Genomic DNA, 25,036 nt, shown 5'->3' with positions numbered 1-25,036 from the left:
GGTTATCGGTTTCAGTATGGTGGCCTGTTCACGACTGTGCCGTTGAATCGACCAGATTTTGATTGAACGTCCAATCAATAAAAGGCATACTCTCTACATCCTAACCTCGGGGATGCCTCGAGGAGCAAGTCACTAGATTCAACTCTTGAGCTCGATACCGCTCGGGACGCGCATCAACAGATTCACCTCTCGGGCACCTCAATGTTCGAGGGCGAACGGCACGGAGGTCTGTCATGCCCAAGGTAGGAATGGAGCCGATCCGCCGCCAGCAGCTGATCCAGGCGACCATGGCGGCGATCCACGAGGTGGGGCTTGCCGATGCCACCATCATGCGCATCGCCCGCCACGCCGGGGTCTCCGCTGGCATCATCAGCCACTACTTCGGTGGCAAGGATGGCCTCTTGGAGGCGACCATGCGCCAGATCCAGCATGACCTGGGCCAGGCCGTGGCGGCGCGGCGCAAGGCGCTGAGCGACTCAAGCCCCCGTGCCCATCTGGAAGCGATCATCGACGGCAACTTCGACGCCTCCCAGACCAACGCCCGCGCTGCCGGCACCTGGCTCGCCTTCTGGGCCAACTCGATGCACAAGGCCGACCTGCAGCGGCTGCAGAAGATCAACGACCGGCGGCTGTACGCCAATCTGTGCTACCAGTTTCGCCGGCTGATGCCCCGACACGAGGCCCAGCGCGCCGCCAATGGCCTGGCCGCGATGATCGACGGTCTGTGGCTGCGCGGCACCCTGTCGCCGGAAGGCCTGGACGCGGTCCAGGCCCGCCAGCTGGCGCGGGAGTACCTGAATCGACTGCTCGACAGCCACGCGCCCGCTGCGGCTCACGAACCCGAACCGGCCTGAGTCTCTTCCGGCTCAGGCCCCGAGCCTCGAGCCGGATCTCAGGCAGACCGAGTGGGCAGGCTCAACACCTGCGCCACTCACGCGCACATTCTTGCTCTTCACTTATCGCCCCGACATCGCTGTCAGCTTGCTGACACATGCCCTTTTGACAGGAGGATGCCATGGCAACTCTCGAACTCCAGAAGCTCTACATCGACGGCCGTCTGACCGACGCCACCTCCAACGAGACCTTCAGCGTCACCAACCCCTACGATGGCAGCCACCTGGCCGACGTGCAGGTGGCAAGCCAGGCCGACGTGGACGCCGCTGTCGCCGCGGCTCAGCGCGGCCAGAAGGTGTGGGGCGCGATGTCCGGCATGGAGCGCGGACGCATCCTCAACCGCGCCGTGGCGCTGCTGCGCGAGCGTAACGACGAGATCGCCGAGCTCGAGACCCGCAACACCGGCAAGCCGTTCAGCGAGACGTCCACCGTCGATATCGTCACCGGCGCCGACGTGCTCGAATACTACGCCGGCCTCGCCGCCGCCATCGAAGGCAGCCAGATTCCGCTGCGTGAAGACAGCTTCGTCTACACCCGCCGCGAGCCGCTGGGCGTCATCGGTTCCATCGGCGCCTGGAACTACCCGATCCAGATCGCCTGCTGGAAGTCCGCCCCGGCGCTGGCCGCCGGCAACGCCGTGGTGTTCAAGCCCAGCGAGGTCACCCCGCTGACCACCATGATCCTGGCCGAGGTGTTCACCGAAGCCGGTCTGCCCGATGGCGTGTTCAACGTCGTCCACGGCGAGGCCGAGGTGGGCCAGGCGATCACCGGGCACCCGGACATCGCCAAGGTCTCGTTCACCGGCGAGGTGGGCACCGGCAAGAAGGTGATGTCGGCCTCCGCCGCCTCCAGCCTCAAGGACGTCACCATGGAGCTTGGCGGCAAGTCGCCGCTGATCGTCTGCCGTGACGCCGACCTGGTCCGTGCCGCCGACGCGGCGATGATGGCCAACTTCTACTCCAGCGGCCAGATCTGCACCAACGGCACCCGGGTGTTCGTCGACAACGCCGTCAAGGACGACTTCGAGGCACTGCTCGAGGAGCGCGTGGCGCGCATCAAGGCCGGCGACCCGATGGACCCCTCGGTCAACTTCGGCCCGCTGGTCAGCTTCGAACACCAGGAGAAGGTGCTGTCCTACATCGAGCTGGGCAAGCAGCAAGGCGCCCGGGTACTGGCCGGCGGCGACGCCTGGGACCAGGGCGACTGGGCCAAGGGCGCCTGGGCGGCCCCCACGGTGTTCACCGACTGCACCGATGACATGCGCATCGTGCGTGAAGAGATCTTCGGCCCGGTGATGTCGGTGCTCGGCTTCGACTCCGACGAGGAAGTGCTCGAGCGCGCCAACGCCACCACCTATGGCCTGGCCGCCGGCGTCTTCACCGAGAGCCTCAACCGTGCGCATCGCCTGATCCATCGCCTGGAAGCCGGCATCTGCTGGATCAACACCTGGGGCGAGTCCCCGGCCGAAATGCCGGTGGGTGGCTACAAGCAGTCCGGCGTCGGCCGCGAGAACGGCATCGAGACCCTGGCCCACTACACCCAGACCAAGTCGGTCCAGGTCGAAATGGGCCCCTTCGAGTCGGTCTTCTAAGGCCGGCCCGTCGCGACAGTCCTCGAACACCGCGTCACGCCTGACCCGGTCACCCCATTGCCTTCAGGGAGGCGTCACATGTCACAGCTCCGTGAATTCGACTACGTCATCATCGGCGCCGGCTCCGCCGGCAACGTCCTCGCCACTCGTCTGACCGAGGACCCGGACGTCCAGGTCCTGCTGCTGGAAGCCGGCGGCAAGGACCACCGCTTCGACTTCCGCACCCAGATGCCGGCAGCGCTGGCCTATCCGTTGCAGGGCAAGCGCTACAACTGGGCCTTCGAGACGGACCCCGAGCCGCACATGGACAATCGCCGCATGGAGTGCGGTCGCGGCAAGGGCCTTGGCGGCTCTTCGCTGATCAACGGCATGTGCTACATCCGTGGCAACGCCCTGGACTATGACGGCTGGGCCAAGCGCGACGGGCTCGAGGATTGGCACTACGCCAACTGCCTGCCCTACTTCAGGAAGGCCGAGACCCGCGATATCGGCCCCAATGACTACCATGGCGGCGATGGCCCGGTGTGCGTGGCCACCCCGAAGCCCGGCAACAACCCGCTCTACCACGCCTTTATCGAGGCGGGGCAGCAGGCGGGCTACCCGGCCACCGAGGACGTCAACGGCTACCAGCAGGAAGGCTTCGGCCCCATGGACCGCTTCGTCACGCCCCAGGGACGCCGCGCCTCCACCGCGCGTGGCTATCTGGACGAGGCCAAGAAGCGCCCCAACCTGACCATCGAGACCCGAGCCACCACCGACGTCATCCTGTTCGAGGGCAAGCGTGCGGTGGGCGTGCGCTATCAGCGCAAGGGCCAGACCCAGGAAGTGCGCACCCGCCGTGAGGTGCTGCTGTGTGCCGGCGCCATCGCCTCGCCGCAGATTCTGCAGCGCTCGGGCATCGGCCCGGCGGACCTGCTGGCGGAACTCGGCATCGAGGCGGTCCACGTCAACGACAACGTCGGTGCCCATCTTCAGGACCACCTGGAGATGTACATCCAGTACGAGTGCAAGAAACCGATCTCGCTGTACCCGGCGCTGAAGTGGTACAACCAGCCGGCGATCGGCGCCGAGTGGCTGTTCAAGGGCAGCGGCGTGGGCGCCAGCAACCAGTTCGAGGCCGCCGGTTTCATCCGCACCAGCGAAGAGGAAGCCTGGCCGAATCTGCAGTATCACTTCCTGCCGATCGCCATCAGTTACAACGGCAAGAGCGCGGTGCAGGCCCACGGCTTCCAGGCCCACGTCGGCTCGATGCGCTCCCAGAGCGAAGGCCGCGTACGGCTGACCTCGGTCGATCCCAAGGCCGCGCCCTCGATCCTGTTCAACTACATGTCCACCGAAAAGGACTGGGAAGAGTTCCGCGACGCCATCCGCCTGACCCGCGAGATCATCGCCCAGCCGGCCATGGACGAGTTCCGCGGCCGCGAGATCTCGCCGGGGCCGGACGTGCAGAGCGACGATGAGCTCGACGCCTTCGTGCGCCGCCACGCCGAGACCGCCTATCACCCCTGTGGCACCTGCCGCATGGGCGACGGTGACGACTGCGTGGTCGACGGCGCCGGACGCGTGCACGGGGTAGAAAGCCTGCGGGTGGTCGACGCCTCGCTGTTCCCGGTGATTCCCACCGGCAACCTCAACGCGCCGACGATCATGCTGGCCGAGCGCATGGCCGACAAGATCCGTGGCCGCGAGCCGCTGCCGCCGAGCCAGGCGCCCTACTACGTGGCCAACGGCGCCCCGGCCCAGAAGCCGCCGCAGCGCCGGCTCGAGGAGGCCCATCCGACCCAGAGCGAGCGGCGCCTCTCCGCGCGCGCCGGTGCTGGTGTTGGTGCTGGTGCTGGTGCAAGTTCTGATAGCACAGCGCAGCCTGGCTGACGCCGGAAAAGCTGCCGCTGGCGGCGACACGATTTAGACGACATCGACCTGGCCCCGTGACTTTCACGGGGCCTTTTTTGTGCAGCTAAGAGACCTCTAGTTCGACCATGGTGCAAGAGGCAAGGTTTTCGATGGCCGGTTGTCAGGCGATGGGCTAATCTGCAAGAATTCAAACAGGCGTTTTATTACAACCACACTTCCTCTCATCGCTCTCCAAGGAGAACCGCCCATGCTCAGCCTGCTCCTGCTCATCTTTGCGGTCGTTGGCCTGATCGCCATCGCCCGCCGCGAGGCCGGGGCCGCGCCTGCCGCCGCCCTGCCCGCCATTCTCGGGGTCGCGGGCCTGGTCCTCGACGCCGAATTCGTCGGCGTACTGCTGCTGATCACCGCCGCCGTCATCGCCGTCTGCGGCCTGCCGGCGCTGCGCCATGGCTGGCTGTCGCCGCGTCTGTTCGCCATGTTCAAGAAGGTCGCCCCCCGCGTATCGGATACCGAGCGTACTGCGCTTGAGGCCGGCAGCGTGGCCTGGGACGGTGAGCTGTTCTCCGGCCGTCCTGACTGGCAGCGCCTGCTCGACTTCAAGGATGACGGCCTCAGCGACGAGGAACGCGCCTTCATCGACCATCAGTGCACCGTGGCCGCCGGCATGTGCAACGCCTGGGACATCGCCCGCGAGCGCGCCGACCTGCCGCCGGAGCTGTGGGACTACCTGAAGAAGGAACGCTTCTTCGGCATGATCATTCCCAAGGAGTACGGCGGTCTCGGCTTCTCGGCCAAGGCCCAGTCGGCGGTGCTGCAGAAGCTCGCGGTCAACGAGACCCTGATGTCCACCGTGGGTGTCCCCAACTCGCTGGGTCCGGGTGAGCTGCTGCTCAAGTACGGCACCCAGGAGCAGAAGGACCACTACCTGCCGCGCCTGGCCGACGGCCGCGAGATCCCCTGCTTCGGCCTGACCGGCCCCCGCGCCGGCTCCGACGCCACTTCGCTGCCGGACGTCGGCATCGTGTGCAAGCAGGAAATCGACGGCAAGGAAGTGCTGGGCCTGCGCCTGACCTTCAACAAGCGCTGGATCACCCTGGCGCCCATCGCCACCGTGGTCGGCCTGGCCTTCCGCATGTTCGACCCGGACCACCTGCTGGGCGACACAGAAGACCTCGGCATCACCTGCGCGCTGGTACCGCGTGACACCGACGGCATGGAGATCGGCCGCCGCCACCACCCCATCGGCAGCCCCTTCATGAACGGTCCGATTCGTGGCAAGGACGTGTTCGTGCCGCTGGACACCATCATCGGTGGCCCCGAGATGGCCGGCGAAGGCTGGCGCATGCTGATCGAGTGTCTGTCGGTCGGCCGCTGCATCACCCTGCCCTCCGGCGCTACCGGCACCGGCCGCTACGCCATCGGCTGGGCCGGCGGCTTCGCCCGCATCCGTCGCCAGTTCAATGTGCCGGTGGCCGAGATGGAGGGCATTCAGGAGCCGCTGGCACGTCTTACCGCCAAGGCCTACATCGCCCAGGCGGCGGTCTACCAGACCGCCAACACCATCGACCACGGCCAGGCGCCGGCGGTGCCATCGACCATCCTCAAGAGCCAGCTGACCGAGTTCCAGCGTGACATCCTGGCCGATGCCATGGACATCCACGGCGGCAAGGCGGTGACCCTGGGCCCGCGCAACTACCTGGGCATCGGCTACAGTGCCAACCCGGTGGCGATCACCGTGGAAGGCGCCAACATCATGACCCGCAACCTGATGGTGTTCGGTCAGGGCGCGATCCGCTGTCATCCCTATGTGCTGGAGGAACTGGCGGCCAAGGACGCCGATGACGCCAAGGCCTTCGACCGGGCGTTCTTCCGCCATGCCGGGCTGATCTTCGGCAACGCCGCCCGCGCCCTCACCATGGGCCTGGGCATCGGCAAGCCGTCCTGCCCCTTCGACGAGGTCGCCCGCCCCTACGCCCAGGACGTGGCCCGTCTGTCTGCCGGCTTCAGCCTGTGCGCCGACGCCGCCATGGCGAGCCTGGGCGCCGAGCTCAAGCAGCGCGAGATGCTCTCGGCGCGCCTGGGTGACGTGCTCTCCAACCTCTATCTGGTGAGCATGGTGATCAAGCAGTGGCACGAGGGTGACAAGGTCGAGGGCGAGGCGGAACTGATGCACTACGCCTGCCGCTTCCTGCTCAACCGCGCCGAGACAGCCTTCGTCGAGGTCTTCGACAACCTGCCCAACCGGGCGCTGGGCAAGACCCTGAAGGTGCTGGTGATGCCGCTGGGCCGCCGCTGGGCACGCCCCCACGACGACCTGGCCCGGTCCATCGCCCGTGCGGTGTCCACCGACAGCGCCCTGCGCAAGAAGCTCTTGGTCGGCGCCTGGGACAGCAACGACCAGGTCCAGGACAACCCGGTGGCGCGCTACAACGCCCTGCTGGAAACCCAGGACCGCGCCGAGGTGCTCTATCGCCAGATCAACAAGGCGTACTCCAAGGGCAAGCTGCCGGTGCAGGCGCTGCACCCGGAAGAACGCCTGGAAGCCGCGCTCGAGGAGGGTCTGATCAGCGAGGAGGATGCCGACTTCATGCGCAAGCGCGAGGCCGAGGTGCTCGACATGCTGAGCGTGGACGACTTCGCCTTTGACGCCTTCGTCACCGACAAGGAAAAGATGAACCACCACAACGTCACCGCGTAGCGCCGACGTTTCGCGCACCACCACGACGCCCGGGCCCAGCCCGGGCGTTTTCATTGGCCGTTATTGCAGCGGCCAGACCAGCATGATCAGCGGGATGGCGACCACCATCACCACCAGGGTCAGCGGCAGGCCAAGGCGCCAGTAGTCGCTGAAGTGATAGCCCGCGGGGCCCATCACCAGGGTGTTGGACTGGTGGCCGATGGGCGTCAGAAAGGCGCAGGAAGCGCTGATCGCCACCACCATCAGGAAGGGGTCAAGCGACAGCTCGAAACCGCTGGCGAGACTCGCCGCGATGGGCGCCATCAACAGCGCCGCCGCCGCATTGTTGATGACGTTGGACAGCAAGGTGCTGACCATGAAGAGCCCCGCCAGCACCAGGATGGGCGGCCACTGGCTGCCAAGCCCGAGCATGGCATCGGCGATCAGGCCGGCCCCGCCGCTGGACTCCAGCGACTGCCCCACCGGAATCATCGCCCCCAGCAACACCACCACCGGGCCGTCGATGGCACGGTAGCCTTCACGCAGCGGCAGCACCCCCACCAGCAGGGTGACCAGCGCGGCCAGCGACAAGGCCACCGCCGCCGGCAGCAGATCGAACAGCATGGCCGTGATGGCGACGGCAAAGATGCCCACCGACAGCGCAAGCTGGCGCGGCTGGCCGAGGGTCAGGCGCCGGTCTGCCAGCGGCAGGCAGCCAAGCACCGTCAGGCTCTCCCCCAGCCCTTCGGGGTCGCCCTGCAGCAGCAGCACGTCGCCGGGCCGAAAACGAATATCGCGCAGACGCTGCTTGAGGCGCCCACCGTCACGGGCCACCGCCACCAGGTGCAGGCCGTACTGATGGTGCAGGCGCAGCTCGGCGGCGGTGCGGCCGCTGATGGCGGCGTCGTTGCGCACCACCGCCTCGATCAGGTGCAGGTCTTCGGGGGCCTTGTCGTCCTGGCGCTCGTCGCCGTCCTCGGTGCCCCGCGCCGCCTCACGGGTCTCGTCCAGGGTGACACGGCGCTCTCGCGCCTGCTCGTCCTCGTCGACCAGTTGGCGGGTACGCCGGGCCAGCGAAGCGGACCCGGCATTGCCGTCTGCGTTCAATGGTTGGGCCGACGTCGACGTGGCCGCTGCGTTGTCCGAGGACCGCACCTGATCATCGCTGCCGGTCTGCTCGGTGTCGGTTGGCTCGGTGTTGGTTGGCTCGTCGTCGCTCTGCTCGGCATCAGGATCCGGCGCCTCCTCGGGTGTCAGACCGACCCGCAGTCCGGCACGATCCTCCAGCGCCTTGAGCTCCTCGGGACCGGCCTCCAGCAGCAGGATGTCGCCCTCCTTGAGCACCCCATAGAAAGAGTGACCGGCGTAGCGATGACCGCCCCGCACCAGCGCCAGCACGGGCACGTTGTCGTCGAGCTTGCGCCTCAGCTTGTGCAGCGACCAGCCCAGGGCCTGGGCATCGGCGTCGACCCGCACCTCCACCAGATAGTGGGCGGTATCGAACATGGCGTCGCGGCTGGCCTGGCCGGTGCGCCTTGGCACCAGGCGCCAGCCCAGCAGCACGATAAAGGCAACCCCGGCGAGTGCCACGGCGCCGCCTACCGGGAAGAAGTCGAACATGCTGAAGCGCTCGCCGGCGACGCTGGCGCGGTAGCTCGAGATGATGATGTTGGGCGGGGTCCCGATCAGGGTGGTGAGGCCACCCAGCAGCGAGCCAAAGGCCAGCGGCATCAGCAGGATCGACGGCGAGGTATCGTGTTCGCGCGACATCCGCAAGGCCACCGGCAGCAGCAACGCCAGCGCACCCACGTTGTTCATGAAGCCCGACAGCACGGTGACAAGGCCGGTCAGCGCCAATAGCTGGTACAGGAGCCTGTCGCCGACCTTGAGCACCTGGGCGGCGATCACATCCACCACCCCGGCCCGCTCGAAGCCACGGGAAAGCACCAGCACCGCCACCACGGTAATCACCGCCGGATGGCCAAAACCGGAAAAGGCCTGGTCGGCCGGCACCAGCCCCAGCACCACCGAGGCCAGCAAGGAGGCCAGCGCCACCAGATCGAAACGAAACCGCCCCCAGACGAACGCCGCCAGCGTCAGCCCGAGCACGATAAATACCAGAAGACTGTCGTCCATGCCGGCCCCTCCCTGGGCGGCGCCCTGACGGGCGATTGCAGAGTGCTGGAGGTCGCGAAAGCGTCACCGAGAAAGCGCCAGGGTACCGCTGATTCAGCGTAGCCTAAAACACCTTGTCAGCGCGCCTAGGAGGGTTCGACGAAGGGCAGGCTTCGTCAACGGGCTGGGGTTCGGCAAAGGGTTAGGGTTCGTCAAAGGGCAGCGGTTCATCGCCTCGGCGAACCTCGAACACGTTCAGCGTCATCGCCACAAGGGCGTAGTAGCCAAGCACCCCGACCAGTTCCACCACGGCCTCCTCGCCGAAAGCCTCCACAGCCCTGTCGTAGGTGGCCTGATCGACGCGCCGGTGCTGATACAGCACGCTGGCCAGGCGATGGACGATGACTTCGTCGCTGCGCTCGAAGGTCGGTTGGCGGCCTTCTCGCAAGGCCTCGACCACCGACTCGGACAGGCCGGCCTTGAGGGCGATGGGGGCGTGGATCTGCCACTCCGCCTGGGACTTCCACCAGGCCGCGGTGGTCAGGATGGCAAGCTCGGTGAGGCGAAGCGGAAGCGAGGTATGGTAGCGACAGAAGGCGCCCAGGCGCTGGGCATGGTCGGCAAGCTGTGGGCTGTGCACCCAGGCCAGGAAGGGACCATCGAGGTTGCCGCGGGGGCCGCTGAGGATATCGTCGAGCACCCGGCGCTGCTCCGCGCTCATGGTGGCGTCGTCAAGCTCGGGCAAGCGGGAACGAAGGGTCATGCTGTCATCCTGTACGTGGGAAAAAAGGTAGCAAGCCCGCCCCTTGGCGGGCCTGGTGTGTCAGTGGTGTTGCGCGGGCCGAAGCGCCAGGCATGGACTCAATGGCCCACCTGGCCAAGCGCCTGCTGCAAGGCGGCGTCGAGCTTGTCGACGATCTCGTCGAGATGATCTTCCTCGACGATATAGGGCGGCGCCAGCAGCACATGGTCTCCACGGTGTCCGTCCAGGGTACCGCCGGCGGGATAACACATCAGCCCCTGGTCCATGGCGGCGGCCTTGACCCCGGCGTTGAGGCGTCGGTCGGGGTCGAAGGGCTCCTTGCTGGCCCGGTCCGCCACCAGCTCGAGTCCCAGAAACAGCCCGCGTCCACGAATATCGCCGACGTGCGGGTGGTCGCCGAAGCGCTGCTCGAGGCGAGCACGCAGCGCCTCGCCCCTGGCCCGCACCTGCTCAAGCAGGCCGCGTTGCTCTACCGCGCGCTGCACCGCCAGCGCCGCGGCGCAGGCGGTGGCGTGGCCGATATAGGTGTGGCCATGCTGGAAGAAGCCGGTGCCCTCGGCGATGGTGTCGCGGATACGCGCACTGGCCAGGGTGGCGCCGATGGGCTGGTAGCCCCCGCCCAGGCCCTTGGCCACGGTCAGAAGGTCGGGGCTGACGCCTTCCTGCTCGCAGGCAAACAGGCTACCGGTGCGCCCCATGCCGCACATCACCTCATCGAGAATCAGCAGGATGCCGTGACGATCGCAGATTTCGCGCACCCGCCGAAAGTATCCGGGCACCGCCGGCACCGCGCCAAGGGTCGCCCCCACCACCGGCTCGGCGACAAAGGCCATGACCCGGCGCGGCCCCAGCCGCTCGATGGTGTCCTCGAGTTCCACCGCGAGTCGCTCGCCGTAGGCTTCGGCGCTTTCGTCGGCGCGCTGGCCGCGGTAGGCGTAACAGGGGCTGACGTGGGTGGTGTCAGCCAGCAGCGGTTCGAAGGGCCGCCGACGCCAGGCGTTTCCGCCGGTGGCCAGCGCCCCCAGGGTATTGCCGTGGTAGCTCTGGCGCCGGGCGATGACCTGGGTGCGCTCTGGCTGGCCGATCTCGAGAAAGTACTGGCGCGCCATCTTCAGCGCCGCTTCCACCGCTTCGGAACCACCGGAGACGAAGTAGACGCTGCCGATGCCCTGGGGCGCGCGATCGACCAGAAAGTCGGCCAGCGCCTCCATCGGCTCCGAGGTAAAGAAGCTTGAATGGGCGTAGGCCATGCACTTGACCTGTTCGCTGATAGCGGCCTGCACCTCGGGATCGCTATGCCCCAGGCAGGACACCGCCGCGCCGCCACAGGCATCGAGGTAGCGCTTGCCTGCGGCATCGATCAGATAGGGCCCATCGCCTGCCACCGCGGTGGGATAGGACGCCTTGAGGTGGCGGTGAAAGACGCGGCTCATGGAACCTCCAGCAGGTAGATACGACATCGTATAAATGCAAATATTAAATGCATTCTATTTTTATACAATGCATATTTGCAAATTGTGTCTACGCCTCACCGGACAGACGCCTGCCAAGCTGGCACACTGGCCCGCTCGTCATTCAAGGAGACGCCATGCCCTCTCGCGACTCGAAGCCCGCCACCAAGCCACCGACCGAGCGGAGCGCTCGGCACCGCCCTGTTCGCCTCGGCGAATCGAGCACCCTCGGCGACCTGAAGGAACTGGCGGCGCAGATCCAGGCCGGTGACGGCGACGTTCGCCTGGGCAAACGATCGTTGCGGGTGCTGATGGCGCTGCTGGAGTCGCCGCAGGCGAGTGCGGTGGCCTCGATCAGCGAGCTGGCCGGGCGGCTCGAGGTGAACCCCTCGACCTTGACCCGGCTGGCCCAGCGCCTGGGCTTCGACGGCTTCGGCGAGCTGCAGGCGGTGTTTCGGCGGGATCTGGCCGATGGCGGCGAGCACTTCTACAGCGACCTGGCCTCGAGGCTGTCGACCGATCGCGACCAGGGCCAGGGTGTCGCCCGGCTGGCCCGGCTCGGACGCCAGGAGAGCGCCAACTTCGCCGGCCTGCTCGAGCGACTCGACGCCGATGACTACGACCGGGTGGTCGAGCTGCTGGCCCTCGCCCGTCGGGTCAGGGTCCACGGGCAACGCCAGTTTGCGTCGCTGGCGCAGTTCGTGGCCTATGGGCTTGGCATGCTGCGTGCCGATACCGGGGAGCTGGATGCGGGACACCAGGGGGTGGCCGACGCCCTGGCGCAACTGGATGAAGGGGACCTGCTGGTGGTGATCAGCTGCTTTCCCTACACCACCAGCGTGCTGGAAACCGCACGGGTGGCGGCGCGGGCGGGGATTCGGGTGGTCGCCCTGACCGACAGCGAGTCGTCTCCGCTTGCCCGGGTCGCCGAATACCGTTTCCTGGTGCCTACCGACAGCCTGTTCTTCTCCAACGCCATGGGCGCCTTCTTCCTGCTGGCCCAGGGCCTGCTGACCGAGGTGGCGGATCGCCTGGGCGACGAGGGACTGGCCGCCCTCAAGCGGCGCGAGAAGATGATTCGCGAGCTGGGGGCGTCGCTGTAGCGCCAAGCAGAACCGACGGCGACCAGGGCAGCCGGTGCGCAAGCCACTCCGCCGTCAGGCCGACGCCTCCCTGAAATGCAAGCGGGCCCGCCAACTTGGCGGGCCCGCTCTGTCCGAAGGACAAGTTCGATCAAGAAGATAGGGATCGGCGATCGATCGCTCAGGGCAGCAGCACGGTAGACCCGGTGGTCTTGCGTGACGCCAGGGCGTCCTGGGCCTTGCCGGCCTCCGCCAGGGCGAAGCGCTGGGCCACGTCGATCTTCACCTTGCCGCTCTCGATCATGTCGAACAGCTCGTCGGCCATGTCCTGCAGCCGCTCCGGGCTGTCAGCGTAGCCGTTGAGGCTCGGCCGAGTGACGTAGAGCGCGCCCTTCTGGTTGAGGATGCCGATGTTGACCCCCTCGACCGGTCCGGAGGCGTTGCCGAAGCTGACCATCAGGCCGCGCGGCTTCAGGCAGTCCAGCGAGGTCTCCCAGGTGTCCTTGCCGACGCTGTCGTAGACCACGTCGACCATCTCGCCACCGGTCAGCTCGCGCACCCTTTCGACCACGTCTTCCTTGGTGTAGTCGATGGTCGCCCAGGCGCCGTTGCGCTTGGCAAGCTCCGCCTTCTCGACGGAGCTGACCGTGCCGATCAGCTTGACGCCCAGGGCCTTGGCCCACTGACAGGCAATCGATCCCACCCCACCGGCGGCGGCGTGGAACAGGATGGTCTCGCCACCCTGCAGCGGGTAGGTCTGACGCAGCAGGTACTGCACCGTCAGACCCTTGAGCATGGCCCCCGCTGCGGTCTCGCAACTGATCCCCTCGGGCAGCGCCACCACCTTGTCCGCCGGCAGGGTGTGCAGTTCGGCGTAGGCGCCCAGGGGCCCCTGGGCGTAGGCCACGCGGTCGCCTACCTGCAGATGATCGACCCCCTCGCCCACGGCGTCGACCACGCCAGCGCCTTCGGTTCCCAGGCCCGACGGCAGGGACGGCGCCGGATACAGACCGGTGCGGAAGTAGATATCGATGAAGTTGAGGCCCACCGCCTCATTGGCGACGCGTACCTCGCCGGGGCCCGGCTCGGCCGCCGGTGTATCGACGAGTTCCAGCACCTCGGAATCGCCGGTGCGTGCGAATTGAATCCGCTTGGCCATGAAAGGCTTCCTTACGCTGCTAACGGGTATGTACGCCCAGTCAAGCGCTCTGCTCGACCTCGGTCAAGTCCAAACTGGATTTGCCGTCGGCACAGCCGTGGCCACGGGATCACTGTCGGCGCTTGACAGCTCCATTGATGTCTACGAGACTCATAACCTGTATACAGTTCATATATAAACATGGATACATATTGTGTGGTGCACCGCGCTTCCCTTTGCTGAACGCCGTGAACGGTCGTGGCAAACCCTGCACCCACCCTATCCAGCAACGAAAAGGACGCTGTCATGAAACATGCCCTTCTTTCCTCTGCCTCCATCCTCGCGATCACCGCCGTGCCGCTGTTCTCTGCCGTGGCGGTGGCGGATGACGGCGCCGCGGACAACGTCGCCGAAGAGTGCCGGCTGACCATCGATTCCAATGACCAGATGCAGTACGACAAGAGCGAGCTGAGCGTACCCGCCAGCTGCGAGACCGTCAGTCTGACGTTGACCCACTCGGGCTCCATGGCGAAGAACGTGATGGGACACAACTGGGTGCTGGCCCCTACCGACGCCTATCAGGAGATTGCCTCCGCCGGCATGCAGGCGGGACTCGACAGCAACTACCTGCCGGAGGATGACCGCATCCTGGCCGCCACCGACATCATCGGCGGCGGCGAATCCACCAGCATCACCTTCGACACCGAAGGACTCGCCGACCAGGATCTGACCTTCTTCTGCTCCTTCCCCGGCCACTCCTCGATGATGAAGGGATCGTTCAGCCTCACCAGCGAAGGCTAGACAACTGCACGGATCGACGGGCATCGATCCCTGACGGCGTGACCCGGGCCACCTCCGTTCTTGCTGCCCGCGAGCGGATCAACAACCACCTCGGCCCGGCAAGCGCCGACCCTTTGCCCAACGACGAAGCCCCGGCCCTCGCCTCCAAAAGAGGCAGGGACCGGGGCTTCGTTGTTGCTACCACTTCTACTAGTTCATAGCGTCCGCGGGAAGGACCCAACAGGTGCCCTTCCGTCGCTGATCACAACGTCCGCGGGAAGGACTCCAGGCCTCTGACGAAGCGGTTCTTGTAATCCTCAAAGAGCGCCTTGTCCTGCTTGAAGTTGGCCACCACGGAGGCTTCGTCCACGGTCAGGGTACGCGGCAGATTATCCAGGCTGGTGGCCGTATGCTTGGGTCCCAGACCGATCTGCAGCTCGCCCGGGCCCTTGATCCAGCGCTGGATACCGGCGGCGCTAAACTCGGCCTTCTGGGCATCACTGACCACGTCCACCCGCAGCGGCGCCCGCAGCGCCAGTTCCGCCACCAGACGAAGGGCGGGATTCAGCTTGCCCTTGCCGGCCGGCTTTTGCGCCTCGCCCTGGCTATCGCTTTCCGCGCCGGTCTTGTTGCCGCCGTCGACCGCACTTTCGGCGTCAGGATCCAGCGACGTCAACTGGGCCACATTCATGCTGGTACCGGCTTCGTCGCTGACCAGCAGGGCCAGCGCGATGGGACGGGACTGATCGTCCACCAGCGCGAGAAGCCGGGCGGCTTCCTGCTTGAACAGCACCCCGATGACGCCGGCGAAGGTGACCAGGGGGGCGATACCCGCCTGATGACCGTAGGCTTCCGCACAAAGGCGTGCCAGGCAGGCTTCCCGCTGCTGGGGCTCGTTGATTTTGACGACCTTCATCACTGACCTCTAATTGCTGGCGCCGACCGGCGCTGACCCACTTGTCGAAACCGGCGAGACTAGCATATTCCAGGCAGCGACACCGCCCTCGGCGTACCGCTGCGACAGATGGGGTGTTCATGTCGTCGCCGTTCGGTCATCTTTGTGGCCCAACATGGAGGCGTGCAGCCTCTGGCTAGCAGGACGGTCATGTCCGATGATGACGAAAGCCGGTGCCATGTTGTGACGCCAAGCCAAGGAGAGCCCATGACGACATCTCGCACGCCCCTTATCGACCTGCCCCGCCTGATGGCGCATCGCGGCCTGTCGGCCCATGCACCGGAAAATACCCTGAGCGCCGTCCAGCTAGCCTGGGAAGCCGGTATCACCTGGGTCGAGCTCGATGTGCAATTGCTGGGTGATGGCACCCCGGTGATCTGGCACGACCCCGGCATGCGGCGCTGCTCCAACGGGCGCGGCAAGTTGAGCAAGCTGCGTCTGGAACAGGCCAGGGAATACGACGTCGGCGCCTGGTACGCCGAGCGCTTTCGCGGTGAGCGCATGGCGACACTCGACGACATGCTCAATCTGATCGATCGTCGCGGTATGGCGGTCAACCTGGAACTCAAGGTGACCCGGGGACGCGACCCCGAAGCATTGGCCGAATCGGTGATCCCGCGTCTGCTGGAAGCGCTGCCGTTCGAACGTCGACTGGTGTCTTCCTTCAGCCCGGCGGCCCTCGATCACGCCCGCAGCATCGCCACGCCCGACCAGCTCGCCCTTGGGGTGCTGGTCGACAAGATCGGCAAGAACTGGCGGCACGACATGGAAGCGGTGCAGGCCTACAGTCTGCACTGCGACTGGAAGAAGCTGAAGGAAGAGCGGGCTCGGGAAGTCACCCAGAGCGGCACACCGCTGCTGTGCTATACCGCCAATGATCCGGTGGCCTTCGCCAAGTACTGGAAATGGGGCGTGACCACCGTCATTTCCGATGACCCCGAACGCTTTGCCGACAGTACGTAACTTGCCAAGGCGTATCCTTGAAGCGGCTCTGGCACTGGCATGGCCCTGTATTAAAAAAGCGACCCGTCCTGAAAGCAACCTGTCCAAACCTAGCGCTTGCTTGGCAGGCCAGCGGCCACTCGCTAGAGTGAGCTTGATATGTTGCTGCCAGCGAGCCACTTCATGCCCCAGGTATCTGACCTTCAGGTGTCACTTCACGACACAGACCGGCAATCGCTGTTTGTTCGTCGATGGCGTCCCGAGCCTGATACCCAGGGCGCGCCCATCGTGTTGCTGCATGACTCGCTGGGCTGCGTTGAGCTATGGCGGGATTTGCCCGAAGCCCTGTGCCAGACCACCGGCCGCGAAGTGATCGCTTACGATCGACTGGGCTTCGGCCAATCCACGCGCCACCCAGACCGACTGACCCACACCTTTATCGCCGACGAAGCGCACCAGGGCTTTGCCGCGCTTCATCGTGCGTTAAAGCTCGAGGGTTTCGTTGTTCTGGGCCATAGCGTGGGCGGCTGCATGGCTGCCGGTATCGCTGCCCACTACGACGATTGCCAGGCGCTGATTACCCTGGCGGCCCAGGCCTTTGTGGAAGAACGCACGCTTTCGGGCATCCGACAGGCCCGCGATACGTTCGCCCTGCCCGGCCAGATCGAGCGCCTGAAGAAGTACCATGGGGACAAGGCCCGCTGGGTGCTCGACGCCTGGGTAGAGACCTGGCTGGACCCCGACTTTCGGGGCTGGGCCCTGGATGACACCCTCAGACGGGTCCGGTGTCCTGTACTGGCGCTGCACGGTGACCAGGACGAATACGGCTCGCCAGAGCAGCCCGAACGCTACGCGCAACTGCCTCAAGGGTCGTCACGGATGGTATTGCTGGAGGGGTGTGGCCACGTGCCCCATCGCGAGCAGCCTGACAGAGTCCTTGACTACATCACGAGCCTGCTGGGTGAGCAAATCAACGTAGATGATGGTGAAGAGCAAGGGACGCAATAGCGGATAATAGTACGCCTCATCGAACGGGCAATTGACAAAGACATTGCGCTCAAATGGCATATGCCGTCACTTCTTCGAGCGCAGAGACTTGGTTGCCTCGGATGCGCGCCGATAGCTCTTGCGCTCCTGGATAGTGCCATCGAGCCCATGCACGTATAGCTCACCGTGCTCCTTCCTGGCCGCGCGGCGCGCATATTCCACGGCTTCAGCCTTGCTCTCGAAAACCTTGCCGGCACGAGACGTGCCGCTGGTCTTTACTGCCCATCCCTTGTCTCTGCTAACCACATGTTTCGATGTCACCTTCATGACCAAGCCCTCGACGCAGTTGCCATGGTGCCATCTGTACAGGGAAAGCAGTGGCACCCCCTCAGTTTACGCCGGGCGCCACTTCGGACCATCTTCCTCAGCCGATCATGCGCAGAACCATCTCCATATCCAGATGCTGCTCGATGGCGTCGGCCAGACGGTCGAGTTGACGTTCGCGGTGGGCGTCGAGGTCAACCCGGCGGGTGTCCTCGGGCGGGAGCCCGAGGCGGGCGAGCAATGCTTCGCAGGCGTCGGGGCCGTCGAACAGCCCGTGCAGATAGGTACCCATGATCTGGCCATCCTGGCTGACGGCACCTTCGTCCCGTCCTTCGAGGCGCATCAGTGGCCGCGAAAGCGCCTCGCCCCGGCTGACGCCTTGATGAATCTCGTAGCCGTGGATGCTGCAGCAGCCGTCGGCGGTGTCGATGCGCCCGCTGACCCGTTTCAGGCGCTTATCGGGGCGCATGGTGGTGGACATGGCAAGCCACCCGAGCCCTTCGACGCCGCCGGGCTCGCCCTCGATGCCGTCAGGATCGTCGATCCATTCCCCCAGCATCTGAAAACCGCCGCAGACACCCAGCACCCGCCCGCCGTAACGCAGATGACGCCGGATACGCTCATCCCACCCTTGGCTGCGCAGCCAGGCCAGGTCCGCCCGGGTGTTCTTGCTGCCCGGCAACAGGATGACGTCGGCATCGGGCATCGGCTGGTCGGGGCCGACCAGGCTCAGGCTGACGCGGGGGTGCAGGCGTAGTGGATCGAGGTCGGTGTGGTTGCTGATGCGCGGCAGTGCCGGCACCACCACCTTGAGCATGTCGCCCCCCGCGTGATCAAGCCGCTGCTCCAGCGACAGGCTGTCCTCGGCGTCGAGCCACAGCCCCTGCAGGTAGGGAAGCACGCCGAGCACCGGTCTTGCCTCGCGCTCGGCCAGCCACTCAAGCCCCGGTTCCAGCAGCCCGATATCGCCGCGAAAGCGGTTGATCACAAAGCCCTTGATCCGCGCGTTTTCGGACGCGCTGACCAGCGCCAGGGTGCCGCATAGCTGGGCAAAGACGCCGCCTCTGTCGATATCTCCTACCAGCAGTACCGGGCAGTCCACCGCCTCGGCGAAGCCCATGTTGGCGATGTCACCTTCGCGTAGATTGACCTCCGCAGGGCTGCCCGCCCCTTCGGCGATGATCACGTCGAAGCGCTCGGACAGCCGGCGATGGCAGTCCATCACCGTCTGTCGGGCGGTGGTCTTGTAAGCGTGGTAGTCCAGCGCGGCCATGCTGCCGTGGACGCGACCGGCCAGGATGACCTGGGCGCCCTTGTCGCTTTCGGGCTTCAACAGCACAGGGTTCATGTCGCTGTGCGGCGCTACGCGGGCAGCCTGGGCCTGCAGCGCGGTGGAGCGACCGATCTCGCCGCCATCCACGGTGACGGCACTGTTCAGCGCCATGTTCTGGGGCTTGAACGGGGCTACGCTGAACCCGCGCCGTGCCAGCATCCGGCACAGACCGGCGACCACCGTGGACTTGCCGGCATCCGAGGTGGTGCCCTGGATCATCAGCGTTGCCATGCTAGCGCTCCCTTACAGCTCGATACCCTTCTGGGCCTTTATTCCTTGATCCTTGAAGGCGTGCTTGACCACCTTCATCTCGGTGACCGTATCGGCCAGTTCGATCAGCGCCTGAGGCGCGTGGCGCCCGGTCACCACCACATGCTGCATCGCCGGTCTGGCCTGCAGGTCGTCCAGCACCCGGTCGAGATCCAGGTAACCGTAGCGCAGGGCGATGTTCAGCTCATCGAGCAGTACCAGCGCGATATCGGGATCCTGAAGCAACTCGCGGGCCTTGTCCCAGGCGGCTTCGGCGGCGGCGACATCGCGCTCCCGGTCCTGGGTGTCCCAGGTGTAGCCCTCGCCCATGACGTGGAACGCCACCCCCGGCTGGCGGCGATAGAAGGCCTCCTCCCCGGTGGAAAAGGCGCCCTTGATGAACTGCACCACGCCCACCTTCATGTCGTGGCCCAGCGCCCGAGCCAGCATGCCGAAGCCGGATGAACTCTTGCCCTTGCCGGGGCCTGTCAACACCAGCAGCACACCCTGCTCCTTGTCGGCACTGGCGATGCGCTCGGCCATGATCCGCTGCTTGGCGGCCATGCGCCGGGCGTGGCGCTCGGGATCAACGTTTTTCGGGGTCTGTGTCGTGGGGGACGGCGTCGTAGGGGACGTGTGCGTCATGGGAAACTTCCTTGGTGGGGCGCGGCGAATTGAGCGACGAGGCCACCCGCGGCATGAAGACGGCGGCGCCATCGACCTCGGCAACGCTCAGCGGCTGGTCGTAGAGCCGCTCGAGGGCAGACGTCACCAGCATATCGTCGCGTGGCCCCCAGCAGGCCGCGCCGTCGGGATACAAAAGCAGCAGATGGTCGCACCAGCGCGCCGCCAGATTGAGATCGTGCAGGCACATCACCACGGCGGCACCCTGGCTTGCCTGTTCGTCGAGCAGCGCCATGGCGGCCACCTGATGATGCAGGTCGAGGTGGTTGGTGGGTTCGTCCACTAGCCAGATCTGCGGCGCCTGGGTCAGTACCGTGGCCAGGCTGACCCGCTGACGTTCACCGCCGGACAGGGTCGCCAGCGGCCTGTGGGCCAGATGAGCGATATCGAGGCGTTCAAGCGCGCCCAGGGCGCGCTGGACGTCGTCCTCGCTTTCGTTCTGCCAAGCCCTGAGGAAGGGATGTCGGCCGATCAGCGCGGTCTCCAGCACGCTGGCCGGAAACTCGTCATGGCGCTCCTGGAACACCACGCCCAGACGCTGGGCAACGGCGCGCCGGCGCAAGTCGGTCAGCGGCTGACCATCAAGCGTCAAGCGCCCATGGCGCGGCGCCCTTAACCCGGCCAGGGTGTGCAATAACGTGCTCTTGCCGGCGCCGTTGGGCCCGAGGATGCCCCAGCGACTGCCGGGCTCGATGGAAAACGACAGCGGCTGACCGTCCGCCCTGCCGGGCACGTCGATCACCAGCGCTTCGCAGGACAGCGAACAAACTGGCAGCGCCTGGTCGGTGGATGCGGGTCTGACAGCCATGCGCGCCCCTTATCCCTTGCCGTGACTGCGATGCAGCAGGTAGAGAAAACTCGGCACCCCGATCAGCGCGGTGATCACCCCTACCGGCAACTGCTGGGGGGCGATCAGGGTCCGCGCCAGGGTATCGGCCAGGGTCAGCAGGCAGCCGCCGGCCAGCAGCGAGGCCGGCAGGATCAGGCGCTGGTCGGCACCCAGGCGAAGGCGCAGCATATGCGGCACCATCAGGCCGACGAACCCCACCGATCCGGCGGTGGTCACCGCGGTGGCGGTGGCCAGGCTCGCCGCCAGATACAGCCCCCATTCCAGCGGACGCACCGCCACGCCCAGCGCCAGCGCCTGCTGGCCACCCCGGGCCAGCACGTTGAGGGTCCGCCCCAGTGGCACCAGCACCAGCGCTGACAGCGCGGCGATGACCAGTACCGGCCAGGGACTGCGGGCGTAGGCCATATCGCCCATCAGCCAGTAGAGCATGCCCGGCAGCTCTTCTACCGGGCTGACCGCCAGCAGGAAGGTGATGATCGCGCCCCAGCCGGAGGCCATGACGACGCCGGTCAGCAACAGGCGTGCCGGCGACCAGCTGCCACTGCCGTGGGCCAGGCCAAATACCACCAGGATCGACACCAGCGCACCGGCAAAGGCCGAGGCCGAGACCAGTGCCGCGCCAAGGCCAGCCAGCATGGCACACAGCGCCGCCACCGAGGCCCCGCCGGAGAGCCCGAGCACATAGGGGTCGGCCAATGGATTGCGCAGCAGTACCTGCATCAGGGCGCCGGCCAGGGCCAGCAAGGCACCGGTACCGAAGGCGGCCAGCGCACGGGGCAGGCGCAGCTCCCACACCAGGGTCTGGTGGAGAGGGCTGCCCTGCCCGGTCAGCGTCAGCCACAGCTCCATCGGTGACAGCGCGACGCTGCCCACCGACACGGCCAGCACCACCGACACCACACCGAGCAGCGCCAGCAGACCCAGCGGACGACCTCGCCGGGTGGGCCGATAGGTAGCGCTGGAGTCAGCGGCGCTCACGGGCAGAGTCCAGATGTTGGCACAGGGTTCGGGAGCCCTCGACCAGGCGCGGCGTCGCCCGCTGCACCAGGTCGGGGTTGATGAAATAGAGGTTGTCGCGGACCACCGCGGTCATCTGCGGCCACTGGCGCCAGGCGTCGAGCCAGGTGGAGTCCGCCTTGCCCATGCCGCCGGTGATGATGACTTCCGGGTCCGCGGCCAGCACCGCCTCCCGCGACAGTCGAGGCACCAGCGGCGCCTCGTCGGCGAATAGATTGACACCACCACAAAGTGACAGCGCCCGACTGATCCAGTGCTCACCGTTGACGGTCATCAGCGGCTGCTCCCATACCTGATAGAAGACCTCGACCGGTGCTGCGTCAACGTAGCGCTCGCCGAGGGCCGCTACCGATTCTCGCAGCTCTCGGGCCGCGGTGTCGCCGGTATCCACAGAACCGGCCAGGCGACCGAACCGCTCAAGCGTCGTGGCGATCTGCTCGAAGTTGGCGGCGTCCGAGCGGAACACCGGCAGGCCGAGTTCATCCAGGCGCTCAACCTGCTGGCCGGGATTGCCGCCGGCCCAGGCCACCACCAGGTCGGGGTCAAGCGCCAACAGCGACTCGAGGTCGAGTCGATCGTAGCTGCCCACCTGGGGCAGCGAGCGCGCGGCCTCGGGATAGTCGCTGAAGCTGACTACCCCCACCACCCGCTCGCCGGCCCCCGCCGCGAACAGCATCTCGGTGACGCTGGGCGACAGCGCCACGATACGCTCTGCCGGCGCCGCCAGGCATAGCTCCCGCTCGGTGTCATCGACCACGCAGATGTCCTCGTCCCCGTCGGGCGAAGAGGACGCCATGGCGGCACCGGTCAGCGCCGACAGCACCAGGCCGATGCTGGCCGAGACAAGCGAGCGGCGGATGATCACAGGTTGAAGCCGACGCTCAGGTAGGCGGCACGTCCGGGGTTTTCGTAGTCCCAGCCACCTTGAAAGGCAGACGCACGCGAGGTGGCGTACTCGCGATCGAAGACGTTCTCGAGCGTAAGGTTGGCCTTCCAGTCCGGCGCAAAGGCCCAGCCGGCGCGCAGGTCCAGGGTGCCGTAGCCGGCCAGGCGTTCGTCGTTGTCGACGTCATTGTAGCGGTGGTCCTGGGCGACGAAGGAGGCCCCCAGATTCCAGTCACCCAGCTGGCGATCGGCGTCCAGGCGCAGGGTCTGGCTGGCGCGGCGAATCAGCTGCTTGCCGGTGTCACGGTCTTCCGGGTCGGTATAGGCGACGCTGGCCGCCAGGGTCCACTGGTCGAGCTCGAGCCCGGTGGCAAGCTCGACCCCACGAATACGCGCCTCGTCGACATTGAAGGGGGCAAAGCGGCCATCCCTCGACTCATTGGCGATCAGGTCGTCGACGTTGGTCTGGTAGAGCGCCAGATCCCAGTAAAGCCGCTGGTACTGACCACGCAGACCAAGCTCCCAGGTCTCGGACTCCTCGGGCTCAAGATCGCTGTTGCCAAAGCCGGGAAAGTACAGCTCGTTGAAGGTCGGGGCGCGGAAGGCAGTACCGTAGCTGGCGCGCAGGGTGTGCTGATCGTCGAGGGCGTAGCCCAGCGCCAGGTGGCCGGTGACCTCTTCATCGTAGGCCTCGTTGTCGTCGTGGCGCAGACCCGCCTGCAACGAGAACGGATGGAAGTCCATCAATGCCTGGGCAAACACCGCCACGTTGTCGCGGCTGGTCTCTTCGTAGTCGGTGGTGCTGTCGACCTTCTCTTCCAGATACTCGGCACCGGCGATCAGCTCGTGGGCACCGAGTTGCAGGGTATTGTCCCAGCGAACGGTATGGGTCTCGGTGTCGAACTCGGTGGTGCTTCCAGGCCCAAAGTCGTTGGGCTCGGAGTGGTCCTCCAGCTCATCGCGGGCCTCGCTCAGGGTAAGACGCGACGACCAGATATCGGTCACCGGCACCTCGGCGTAGACACCGGCCACCTGCTGCACATAGTCGGAGTCGCCACCTTCGTATTCGTTGTTGCCGCGGGCACGCAGTCCCAGCAGCCCGAGGTTGGCGCCGTTGTCGAAGGTGTGGGACAGACTCACCAGACCCGAGGTGTTGTCGTAGGCCTTGTCCTCGCCACCGTCGCGAATCTCGGTGCCGTCGCTGTCCAGGCGGGTGGCGCTGAACTGGTAGGAGGTACCGCCCTCGCGGCCCGACAGACTGGCTGAGGCCCGCTGGGTATTGAAGGAGCCGGTACCGAGCTGCACGCTGGGCGTCGGCCCTTGTTCATCGGGCTTGTCGGTGAACAGCTGAACCACCCCGCCCACCGCGTCGGCGCCGTAGAGCGCACCGCGGGGACCGCGTACCACCTCGATACGCTCGAACATGCGCGGCTCCAGGTACTGCCAGGCAGGCCCGCCATTGGTGGCCGAGCGCAGGCGGATACCGTCGATCATCATCACCGAGGCGGTGCTGCCGGTACCACGGATATAGACGCTCGCCTGCTTGCCGAAGCCACCATTGGTGGAAATATCCACACCGGGCTGGCCACGCAGGGCGTCGGTAATGCTGACCGGATCGCGGCGCCTTAGCGCCTCTTCATCGATGACGCTGACGGAGGACAGCGACTGACTGGCGGTACGCGGCGAAAGCGTCGCCGACACCACCAGCGGGTCGAGTTCGGTGGCGGGCTCGGTGGTGGGCTCGATAGAGGCCTGTTCGACGGAGGACGGCTCGGCGGTCGTCACGTCGGAGGAAGCGGACTGCTGGGCACTGGCCTGGCTCACCAGTAGCCAGGGGGCGGCGGCAAGGCCGACGCACAGACGCAGGCCACGGGAGCGGCAGGCAACAGAAAGACGAGCAGGGGCGAAGAAAGCAGACGACATGGTGTATCCCTTGGCACCGTGCGCACCCGCACGGCGTAGACCCTCGAAGGCCGAGGAGCGAACAGGGGACACAGAACGCTGGACAGGACACCCGGGAGCGTCAAGAACACCAAACTGACAGGCAAGCGCTGCGCGTCGGGACCCCACCGCCCCTTGGCATGGCTCTTCAGGCCGGTCTCCGGGCTGACGAGATGAACCATCGAAGCGTTTCGACGGTTCGGCGCGTTCGCCTTCCCGTGACTGGCTGAGCGGGACACAGGGTCCGGTCGCATCAGGGGTCAAGGACCCTGTCACAGTGGCGTGGTGAGCGCGCTTGACTCGATCACCGTTGCGGGGGCAGCGTCGGATTGGCACCGACTTCCCGTTTCACCCCTCGTGTCTACTTTTGGCCACGGCGTCTTGCGTCAGAAAGGACTGACGCCGTGGTCATGCTGGCACGTTTCGGGGCACCTGAGAGTGCGCGTAAGCTAGCAATCGGCACAGCGGGCGTCAACGAAAAGCGCCGTTCGGCTTGTTCGACTGGTTCGATGCCGGGTCTGTTC

The 25,036-nt window shown here is 66.2% G+C and carries 19 protein-coding genes, 1 pseudogene and 1 riboswitch; of the genes and pseudogenes, 8 read left to right on the top strand and 12 right to left on the bottom strand.

Features of this window, described 5'->3' with window-relative positions:
• Positions 1-233: 233 nt before the first annotated feature.
• The 4 genes and pseudogenes from betI to NFH97_RS16305 all read left to right on the top strand — a co-directional run bounded on the left by betI (position 234) and on the right by NFH97_RS16305 (position 7,037).
• Entirely contained in the window at positions 234-854 is a 621-nt protein-coding gene (betI, locus tag NFH97_RS16320; RefSeq protein ID WP_181248622.1) for a transcriptional regulator BetI, read from the top strand.
• 161 nt (positions 855-1,015) lie between these two features.
• A complete protein-coding gene (gene betB, locus NFH97_RS16315) occupies positions 1,016-2,485 on the top strand; it encodes a betaine-aldehyde dehydrogenase (RefSeq protein WP_222568962.1) in 1,470 nt (489 codons plus the stop codon).
• A 78-nt stretch (positions 2,486-2,563) separates the two neighbouring features.
• Positions 2,564-4,231, top strand: a pseudogene (gene betA / locus NFH97_RS16310) (choline dehydrogenase); the annotation flags it as partial.
• 355 nt (positions 4,232-4,586) lie between these two features.
• Positions 4,587-7,037: an acyl-CoA dehydrogenase gene (locus tag NFH97_RS16305; RefSeq protein ID WP_045994601.1), complete on the top strand. Its 2,451-nt coding sequence runs from the start codon at positions 4,587-4,589 to the stop codon at positions 7,035-7,037.
• A gap of 60 nt (positions 7,038-7,097) precedes the next feature.
• Here the strand turns inward: NFH97_RS16305 and NFH97_RS16300 are convergent, their stop codons facing one another.
• The 3 genes from NFH97_RS16300 to NFH97_RS16290 form a co-directional block, all read right to left on the bottom strand.
• On the bottom strand, positions 7,098-9,152 hold the full coding sequence (locus NFH97_RS16300) for an SLC13 family permease (protein WP_349625143.1): 2,055 nt from the start codon (positions 9,150-9,152) through the stop codon (positions 7,098-7,100).
• A gap of 181 nt (positions 9,153-9,333) precedes the next feature.
• Positions 9,334-9,894 carry a carboxymuconolactone decarboxylase family protein gene (locus tag NFH97_RS16295; RefSeq protein ID WP_045994599.1) on the bottom strand — a complete coding sequence of 187 codons (561 nt, stop codon included), beginning with the start codon at positions 9,892-9,894 and terminating at the stop codon, positions 9,334-9,336.
• Between the two features lie 98 nt (positions 9,895-9,992).
• Positions 9,993-11,327: an aspartate aminotransferase family protein gene (locus NFH97_RS16290; RefSeq protein WP_349625142.1), complete on the bottom strand. Its 1,335-nt coding sequence runs from the start codon at positions 11,325-11,327 to the stop codon at positions 9,993-9,995.
• Positions 11,328-11,482: 155 nt separating this feature from the next.
• On the opposite strand from NFH97_RS16290, the gene NFH97_RS16285 reads away from it, so the two are divergent.
• Positions 11,483-12,448, top strand: coding sequence for a MurR/RpiR family transcriptional regulator (locus tag NFH97_RS16285; protein ID WP_349625141.1), 966 nt, complete (start codon positions 11,483-11,485; stop codon positions 12,446-12,448).
• Between the two features lie 160 nt (positions 12,449-12,608).
• Here the strand turns inward: NFH97_RS16285 and NFH97_RS16280 are convergent, their stop codons facing one another.
• The gene (locus NFH97_RS16280; protein ID WP_045994597.1) at positions 12,609-13,586 is read right to left on the bottom strand and encodes an NADPH:quinone reductase; all 978 of its coding nucleotides are present in this window, start codon (positions 13,584-13,586) and stop codon (positions 12,609-12,611) included.
• 285 nt (positions 13,587-13,871) lie between these two features.
• Between NFH97_RS16280 and azu the strand changes: the two genes are divergently transcribed.
• A complete protein-coding gene (gene azu, locus NFH97_RS16275) occupies positions 13,872-14,366 on the top strand; it encodes an azurin (RefSeq protein ID WP_349625140.1) in 495 nt (164 codons plus the stop codon).
• Between the two features lie 241 nt (positions 14,367-14,607).
• Here azu and NFH97_RS16270 read toward each other — a convergent pair whose 3' ends face one another.
• Positions 14,608-15,261 (bottom strand): hypothetical protein, encoded by a 654-nt coding sequence (locus tag NFH97_RS16270; RefSeq protein ID WP_045994595.1) that lies wholly within the window; start codon positions 15,259-15,261, stop codon positions 14,608-14,610.
• Between the two features lie 246 nt (positions 15,262-15,507).
• Here NFH97_RS16270 and NFH97_RS16265 point away from each other — a divergent pair, with 246 nt between their 5' ends.
• Together NFH97_RS16265 and NFH97_RS16260 are read left to right on the top strand one after the other, a co-directional pair.
• The gene (locus NFH97_RS16265; RefSeq protein ID WP_253028834.1) at positions 15,508-16,263 is read left to right on the top strand and encodes a glycerophosphodiester phosphodiesterase family protein; all 756 of its coding nucleotides are present in this window, start codon (positions 15,508-15,510) and stop codon (positions 16,261-16,263) included.
• Between the two features lie 162 nt (positions 16,264-16,425).
• The gene (locus tag NFH97_RS16260) at positions 16,426-17,250 is read left to right on the top strand and encodes an alpha/beta fold hydrolase (RefSeq protein WP_349625139.1); all 825 of its coding nucleotides are present in this window, start codon (positions 16,426-16,428) and stop codon (positions 17,248-17,250) included.
• Between the two features lie 66 nt (positions 17,251-17,316).
• Here NFH97_RS16260 and NFH97_RS16255 read toward each other — a convergent pair whose 3' ends face one another.
• From NFH97_RS16255 to NFH97_RS16225, 7 genes are all read right to left on the bottom strand, one after another.
• Positions 17,317-17,556 carry a DUF2188 domain-containing protein gene (locus tag NFH97_RS16255; RefSeq protein ID WP_108448894.1) on the bottom strand — a complete coding sequence of 80 codons (240 nt, stop codon included), beginning with the start codon at positions 17,554-17,556 and terminating at the stop codon, positions 17,317-17,319.
• 97 nt (positions 17,557-17,653) lie between these two features.
• Positions 17,654-19,117, bottom strand: a complete 1,464-nt coding sequence (locus NFH97_RS16250; RefSeq protein ID WP_349625138.1) for a cobyric acid synthase — start codon at positions 19,115-19,117, stop codon at positions 17,654-17,656.
• 12 nt (positions 19,118-19,129) lie between these two features.
• On the bottom strand, positions 19,130-19,780 hold the full coding sequence (gene cobO / locus NFH97_RS16245) for a cob(I)yrinic acid a,c-diamide adenosyltransferase (RefSeq protein ID WP_213229594.1): 651 nt from the start codon (positions 19,778-19,780) through the stop codon (positions 19,130-19,132).
• A complete protein-coding gene (locus NFH97_RS16240) occupies positions 19,722-20,627 on the bottom strand; it encodes an ABC transporter ATP-binding protein (RefSeq protein WP_213229592.1) in 906 nt (301 codons plus the stop codon). Before NFH97_RS16240 ends, cobO begins: the two co-directional genes overlap by 59 nt.
• Before the next feature lie 9 nt (positions 20,628-20,636).
• Entirely contained in the window at positions 20,637-21,653 is a 1,017-nt protein-coding gene (locus tag NFH97_RS16235; protein WP_249742949.1) for an iron ABC transporter permease, read from the bottom strand.
• A complete protein-coding gene (locus NFH97_RS16230; RefSeq protein ID WP_349625137.1) occupies positions 21,634-22,551 on the bottom strand; it encodes a cobalamin-binding protein in 918 nt (305 codons plus the stop codon). The genes NFH97_RS16235 and NFH97_RS16230 overlap by 20 nt, the downstream gene beginning before the upstream one ends.
• Positions 22,548-24,494 carry a TonB-dependent receptor domain-containing protein gene (locus NFH97_RS16225; RefSeq protein ID WP_349625136.1) on the bottom strand — a complete coding sequence of 649 codons (1,947 nt, stop codon included), beginning with the start codon at positions 24,492-24,494 and terminating at the stop codon, positions 22,548-22,550. The genes NFH97_RS16230 and NFH97_RS16225 overlap by 4 nt, the downstream gene beginning before the upstream one ends.
• Before the next feature lie 170 nt (positions 24,495-24,664).
• A riboswitch (cobalamin riboswitch) is annotated at positions 24,665-24,909 on the bottom strand.
• Between the last annotated feature and the right edge of the window lie 127 nt (positions 24,910-25,036).

The sequence above is a fragment of the Halomonas sp. SCS19 genome, from assembly GCF_040147015.1.
GTDB classification, from domain to species: domain Bacteria; phylum Pseudomonadota; class Gammaproteobacteria; order Pseudomonadales; family Halomonadaceae; genus Halomonas; species Halomonas litopenaei.
The sequence above is the reverse complement of the archived record's forward strand: the minus strand, read 5'-3'. Positions and strand labels throughout refer to the sequence as shown.

Excerpts from the sequence above, each read along its gene's own strand:
- NFH97_RS16285 (WP_349625141.1), top strand. The coding sequence starts at position 11,483 with ATGCCCTCTCGCGACTCGAAGCCCGCCACCAAGCCACCGACCGAGCGG.
- betI (WP_181248622.1), top strand. The coding sequence starts at position 234 with ATGCCCAAGGTAGGAATGGAGCCGATCCGCCGCCAGCAGCTGATCCAG.
- NFH97_RS16265 (WP_253028834.1), top strand. The coding sequence starts at position 15,508 with ATGACGACATCTCGCACGCCCCTTATCGACCTGCCCCGCCTGATGGCG.
- NFH97_RS16225 (WP_349625136.1), bottom strand. The coding sequence starts at position 24,494 with ATGTCGTCTGCTTTCTTCGCCCCTGCTCGTCTTTCTGTTGCCTGCCGC.
- NFH97_RS16240 (WP_213229592.1), bottom strand. The coding sequence starts at position 20,627 with ATGGCTGTCAGACCCGCATCCACCGACCAGGCGCTGCCAGTTTGTTCG.
- NFH97_RS16290 (WP_349625142.1), bottom strand. The coding sequence starts at position 11,327 with ATGAGCCGCGTCTTTCACCGCCACCTCAAGGCGTCCTATCCCACCGCG.
- betB (WP_222568962.1), top strand. The coding sequence starts at position 1,016 with ATGGCAACTCTCGAACTCCAGAAGCTCTACATCGACGGCCGTCTGACC.
- NFH97_RS16250 (WP_349625138.1), bottom strand. The coding sequence starts at position 19,117 with ATGGCAACGCTGATGATCCAGGGCACCACCTCGGATGCCGGCAAGTCC.
- NFH97_RS16295 (WP_045994599.1), bottom strand. The coding sequence starts at position 9,894 with ATGACCCTTCGTTCCCGCTTGCCCGAGCTTGACGACGCCACCATGAGC.
- cobO (WP_213229594.1), bottom strand. The coding sequence starts at position 19,780 with ATGACGCACACGTCCCCTACGACGCCGTCCCCCACGACACAGACCCCG.
- NFH97_RS16270 (WP_045994595.1), bottom strand. The coding sequence starts at position 15,261 with ATGAAGGTCGTCAAAATCAACGAGCCCCAGCAGCGGGAAGCCTGCCTG.
- NFH97_RS16255 (WP_108448894.1), bottom strand. The coding sequence starts at position 17,556 with ATGAAGGTGACATCGAAACATGTGGTTAGCAGAGACAAGGGATGGGCA.
- NFH97_RS16305 (WP_045994601.1), top strand. The coding sequence starts at position 4,587 with ATGCTCAGCCTGCTCCTGCTCATCTTTGCGGTCGTTGGCCTGATCGCC.
- NFH97_RS16300 (WP_349625143.1), bottom strand. The coding sequence starts at position 9,152 with ATGGACGACAGTCTTCTGGTATTTATCGTGCTCGGGCTGACGCTGGCG.
- azu (WP_349625140.1), top strand. The coding sequence starts at position 13,872 with ATGAAACATGCCCTTCTTTCCTCTGCCTCCATCCTCGCGATCACCGCC.
- NFH97_RS16280 (WP_045994597.1), bottom strand. The coding sequence starts at position 13,586 with ATGGCCAAGCGGATTCAATTCGCACGCACCGGCGATTCCGAGGTGCTG.
- NFH97_RS16260 (WP_349625139.1), top strand. The coding sequence starts at position 16,426 with ATGCCCCAGGTATCTGACCTTCAGGTGTCACTTCACGACACAGACCGG.